At 69.7% G+C, this 4,819-nt stretch carries 8 protein-coding genes; 4 read left to right on the forward strand and 4 right to left on the reverse strand.

Features of this window, described 5'->3' with window-relative positions; genetic code table 11:
• A partial coding sequence (locus tag VNT50_RS10025) for a DUF305 domain-containing protein (RefSeq protein ID WP_325484979.1) occupies positions 1–141 on the forward strand: 141 nt, incomplete at its 5' end.
• Positions 142–185: 44 nt separating this feature from the next.
• Here VNT50_RS10025 and VNT50_RS10030 read toward each other — a convergent pair.
• Complete coding sequence (locus VNT50_RS10030; RefSeq protein WP_325484972.1) at positions 186–887, reverse strand: DUF899 domain-containing protein; 702 nt, start codon at positions 885–887, stop codon at positions 186–188.
• A 111-nt stretch (positions 888–998) separates the two neighbouring features.
• On the opposite strand from VNT50_RS10030, the gene VNT50_RS10035 reads away from it, so the two are divergent.
• Both VNT50_RS10035 and VNT50_RS10040 read left to right on the forward strand, forming a co-directional pair.
• A complete protein-coding gene (locus VNT50_RS10035; RefSeq protein ID WP_325484973.1) occupies positions 999–1,622 on the forward strand; it encodes a TetR/AcrR family transcriptional regulator in 624 nt (207 codons plus the stop codon).
• Positions 1,623–1,667: 45 nt separating this feature from the next.
• On the forward strand, positions 1,668–2,759 hold the full coding sequence (locus VNT50_RS10040) for a carboxylate-amine ligase (protein ID WP_325484974.1): 1,092 nt from the start codon (positions 1,668–1,670) through the stop codon (positions 2,757–2,759).
• Positions 2,760–2,817: 58 nt separating this feature from the next.
• Here the strand turns inward: VNT50_RS10040 and VNT50_RS10045 are convergent, their stop codons facing one another.
• Together VNT50_RS10045 and VNT50_RS10050 are read right to left on the reverse strand one after the other, a co-directional pair.
• Positions 2,818–3,786 carry a squalene cyclase gene (locus tag VNT50_RS10045; RefSeq protein ID WP_325484975.1) on the reverse strand — a complete coding sequence of 323 codons (969 nt, stop codon included), beginning with the start codon at positions 3,784–3,786 and terminating at the stop codon, positions 2,818–2,820.
• 46 nt (positions 3,787–3,832) lie between these two features.
• A complete protein-coding gene (locus VNT50_RS10050) occupies positions 3,833–4,189 on the reverse strand; it encodes a 4-fold beta flower protein (protein WP_325484976.1) in 357 nt (118 codons plus the stop codon).
• A gap of 160 nt (positions 4,190–4,349) precedes the next feature.
• On the opposite strand from VNT50_RS10050, the gene VNT50_RS10055 reads away from it, so the two are divergent.
• Positions 4,350–4,535: a hypothetical protein gene (locus VNT50_RS10055; protein ID WP_325484977.1), complete on the forward strand. Its 186-nt coding sequence runs from the start codon at positions 4,350–4,352 to the stop codon at positions 4,533–4,535.
• Here the strand turns inward: VNT50_RS10055 and VNT50_RS10060 are convergent.
• Positions 4,519–4,819, reverse strand: a 301-nt coding sequence (locus VNT50_RS10060; protein WP_325484978.1) for a DUF1731 domain-containing protein, incomplete at its 5' end; no start/stop codon positions are given. The two genes, VNT50_RS10055 and VNT50_RS10060, sit on opposite strands and share 17 nt — an antisense overlap.

Consider the following 4,819-nt stretch of genomic DNA (forward strand, 5'->3'; position numbering starts at 1 on the left):
CACCACGAGGGCGCGATCGATATGGCTCAGGAGGAAGTCGACCACGGGCAGAACCTGGATGCCATCGAGCTCGCCCAGACCATCATCGACACCCAGACTGCGGAAATAGCGACGATGGAGGAGATCCTCGCGACCCTCTGACCACGGGCGGACGGCCGTGGTTCTCGCTCCTGCCGCTCGGGGGACTACGCGGGCCGATTCGGGCCGTACGCGCGCGCGATGTCTTGCGAGCCGGGCCAGCCCTCGTAGGTCGGATGCTGCGGCCACCCCTCGGGGGAGTCCTGCCACTCCTCCTGCCGGCCGTACGGCAGGAGGTCGATGAGCGGGAAGGTGTGGGTGAGCTGCTCGGTGCCGCGTCCGGTCGTGTGCCACGTGCGGTAGACCGTGTCCCCGTCGCGCAGGAACACGTTCACGGCGAACCCGCCGCCGGGAGGGGCGTCGACATCCGCGCCGAACGGGCTGCCGGCCGTCGAGTACCACGTCATCCGGTTGCCGACCTTGTCGCGGTAGGCGAGGGCCTCGCCGATCTCACCCTGGGTGACGATGACGAACCGGGCGTCGTACGAGTCGAGAAAGTCGAGTCGCGTGAACTGGGAGGTGAAACCCGTGCAGCCGGGGCACTGCCACTCGTTTCCGGGCCACCACATGTGGTGGTAGGTGATGAGCTGCGTCTTTCCCTCGAACAGATCCACCAGCCGCACCGGGCCGTGCTCGCTCTGCAGGACGTAGTCGGGCATCTCGACCATCGGCAGTCGTCGTCGCTGAGCGGCGATCGCATCGAGCTCACGCGTGGCCGCCTTCTCGCGCACACGAAGTTCGTCCAGCTGCCGACGCCATTCGTCGGCGTCGGCGATGGGCGGGCGGGCAGCGGTGGCCGTGGCATCCATCGGTTCGCCTTTCTGTCTCGCCGCGGACGTTGCCGCGGGTCTCGAATGTGCACGCTGTACACATGGTATGTTCACAGGATACACATCCATAACCGGGCGTCAAGGGGAGCGATGGATCTCGCGCGTGCGACCTACCACCACGGCAACCTCCGGTTGGCGCTGATCGACGCGGGTCTCGACCTGACGCGCACGGGTGGGTCGAAAGGCCTCGTGCTGCGCGACGTCACCCGGGCGGTGGGCGTGTCACCGAACGCCGCCTATCGGCATTTCGCCGATCGCGAGAGCCTGCGCGCCGCCGTGGCCACCCGCATCCAGGCAGACATGGCCGAGCGGATGCTGGCGCTCCAGCCACCGGCACACCCCGGCATGTCGGAGGCCCGGGCCCGACTCACCGCCGTGGGCCTCGGTTACATCTCGTTCGCCCTCGCCGAGCCTGGCTGGTTCGATGTGGCGTTCGGGGGCCCGGACGCATTCCGCGCCGGCTCGGCGGCATCGAACGACGCGGGCGCGGTGCCCGCCCCCCTCGCTTTCCTGCTCGACGCGCTCGACGGACTGGTTGACTCCGGCGAGCTCGCCCCCGCCGCGCGCCCGGGCGCAGAGTGGCCGTGCTGGTCGGCCGTGCACGGCTGCGCGCTCCTCGCGCTCCACGGGCCACTGGGCCAACAGCCGCCCGACGTCATCCAGGCCGCAGCACAGCGAACGGTCGACGCAGCGATCACCGGCATCCTGAGCTGAAAGGAACCCCTGCCGTAGGCGTCCCCATGGTGTTGCATGAGGGGCATGGGTCCGACGCTCGGGATTGAGGAGGAGTTCGTACTCCTCGACCCGTCGACGCTGCAGACCGTCGACATCGCGGATGGCGCCGTGCACGCGCTCGCGGCCGCCGGCGGCGGGATCGTCGCCCATGAGTTCTTCCGCTCACAGGTGGAGTTCGCCTCTCCCGTGTGCGAAACAGCGTCAGAGGCGTGGGAAGCTGTCTCGGCGTTTCGCCGGCGCCTGGGACGCTGGGCGGGGGAGGCAGGTGCCGTTGCGGCCGGAACGGGAACGCCGTACCGCACCCGGGGGAGCGGGCACTTGAGCGAGGGGGAGCGGTACGCCCGGATCGCGGATGACATCGGCGGAATCACCGCGGAGCACCAGATCAACGGGCTGCACGTGCACATCGGTCTCGACGACCGCGAGGATCGCGTGAGGGCGCTGAACGCGCTCCGCCCGTGGCTTCCGACACTTCTCGCCCTGTCATCCAACTCGCCGTTCTGGTCGGGCCACGACACCGGCTTCGACAGCTGGCGCGCCATCCACAGTCGACGATGGACGACGTTCGGAGTCCCGCCGGCGTTCGCGGATGCCGGTGACTATGACGACACCGTCTCGGCGCTCATCGGCGTGGGTGCCACGCTGGACCGCGGCACCATCAACTGGAACGCCCGATTGTCGTCGGTGTACCCGACGCTGGAGCTGCGGGTGTGCGATGCGCAGCTCGATCCCCGCTCCGTGCTCACCTTGGCCTTGCTCATCCGGGCGCTTGCCGCCGCGGGTGCCGCGACTGCAGTGCGCCCGCCGACTTCGAGCGCACGTGAGGGCACCGTCCGCGACGCCGCACTGTGGCACGCGGCTCGCTACGGGCTGGGGGGCGAGCTCGTGGACGCCGACGGACGGCTCGTTCCCGCCCAGCGCGCGATCCGCGCACTCTTCGAGCACGCCGCCCCAACACTGAAGGCGCATGGCGACCTGGATGTCGTGGCCGATGGGCTCGACCGCCTTGTGCGCCGAGGCAACGGTGCATCGGCGCAGAGGAGGGCGATCCGCGGAGGCGTCAGCGATCTGGCCGACCTCTACCGCGCCTCGCTGAGCGCCGACGACCGGATGTGACACGTCAGCGCGACGCCGGCGACCGCGGAGGAGACCTCTGCGGCATCACCCTGCGGCATCACCGCGCGGCGTCCCACCAGTCGAGCACGCGAGTTGCGATCAGAGTGAGCCACCGCGACGGCTCACCCTCGGGGGCATCGACGTCGAACCAGGTGCGACCCGCGAGGGGAGCCCCCTGCAGCCACGTGCCGTCCGGTCGTCGCGCGGCACGCACGACGTCGACCGCGGCGGCGAGCCGGCGATCGGGCGGTGCCTTATCGACCAGCGCGACCTCGCGGAAGTGATCGAGCGCGACCAGGGCGCTGTAGCGGTGCCGGTTCGGGTACACGAACTGCGTGGCGAAGTCGCCGACGAGTTCGCCCGTCGTCGCCCGATACAGGAGGTGCCGCGTGAGCAGATACTCCTCGCCGCCTCGTCGAGCCTCGCGGAGGCCGGTGTCGCCCGTCATCCGCTCGTAGGCGAGCATGCCGCGGAGCGCATTGAGCGTCGAGTGGAACGAGGACCGCGTCGAATCGCCCTCCTCCGCCTCGCAGTTCCAGCCCCCGTCGGCGAGCCGGTGCGCGGGAAACCACGCCGCGAGCGCTGAGACGTCTGCTCCGAGCCAGGCTCCGCTCGCCAGCGTGTAGGAGTTGATGCACACGTCGACCTCGCCGCCCCAATACGGCAGGTCGTCATACTCCCAGCGGCTGTTCGCGGCGAGCTTCTCGGCCGTGCCGGCGAGCGCCGCCGCGTCGAGACCCCATTCGCGGAGGTCTTTGAGCGCCCATGTGGTCGCCACCCAGGGCTGTCCCGGCCGGCTCGACTCGGGACTGCCGAAGAAGCCCGCCGGAAAGAAGGCGCCCCCAGCCCATTGGCCGTCGGCATCCTGCTTCGCCAGCAGCTGAGCGCCGAAGCCCTCCGTCGCGACTCTCGCTCGCGTCGCCTCCCAAATGTCGGGCGGCGCGTGCATCAGATCGCGCTCGACCTGCCAGCGCAACGCGGGGTCGGAATCGAGCAGCCAATCGAGCACGCGCGGAGCAGTGGCCATGCGTTTCACGTTAGCGACGCCCGCAGACGGTGGAAAGAAACGCGGCTCAGTGGAGGTACGACTCCCACGTCCGCTCGCTCCAGTGCGGAAGGAAGGCGATGCGACCCATGCGGCGCGAAAAGCTTGGACGGATCGGGGTGCTGCCGAGCGCGGGTCGGTGCGGCTCGCCGGGTTTCCGCGGCTTGTTCGGGCCGCCCAGCGCATCCTGCGCCCACGCGACCACGCACCCCGCCGCGTCCCGGAACTGCCCCCGCTCGTGCCATCCGACGTGGGCGCCGCCCAGCGAGTACACCGCGCCGTCGCGCAGCCAGCCGATCACCTCTCCGTTCGCGGAGTAGAGGCGGTCCGCCTCGGTCCACCCAGACACGCTGCCGTTCGAGTCGTACACGGGGCCAAGTGTCATCGTTCGAGCAAATCAGGTGCGGGCGCAGGCGACAAGGGAACTCAGGAAAACGATGGAGCATCGAGACATGCCGCGGGCGGGCGGGGATCATCCTGTGGGCGGACGATGATGCGACTTCAGGCGGATGCTGGTTGGATGCGGGCTGTCTACGTTCGAAGTTGTGACCGAAGCAATCAGCACCGCACCTCGTCCCGCCCGGCCCACCCGGGCCGTCTCCGTGCTCGCTGCCGCCCTGCTCGCCATCGCAGGGAACGTTCTGGTCATCGCCATCGTGGCCCTCGCTGCGGCAGGCCTCGCCGTGGCGGCAGCGGTCGTCTTCGGCCCCGCGCTCATGGACCTCGTGTGACGGCATCCGGCACGGCATGAGCCGCGTGCGGCGGAGGCCGGTGCGCTCCCGCCGCGATGCGCCTCAGCGCCTGTTCGAGATCGGGCCGCGAAAACGTGAAGCCGGCGTCGGTGAGGATGCCGGGCAGGACCCACCTGCTCTTAAGGATGAGTTCCGGCTCCGTGCGCAGCGCCCACATCGCCGGTTCCAGCATCCATCGACGGGCGGATAGCCCCACGGGCATCCGGACGATCTCGCGGATGACGCGCATCAGCGTGCGGTTGTCGCTGTGGTTTGGGCTGGCG

The organism is Microbacterium sp., assembly GCF_035554235.1.
GTDB lineage: Bacteria > Actinomycetota > Actinomycetes > Actinomycetales > Microbacteriaceae > Microbacterium.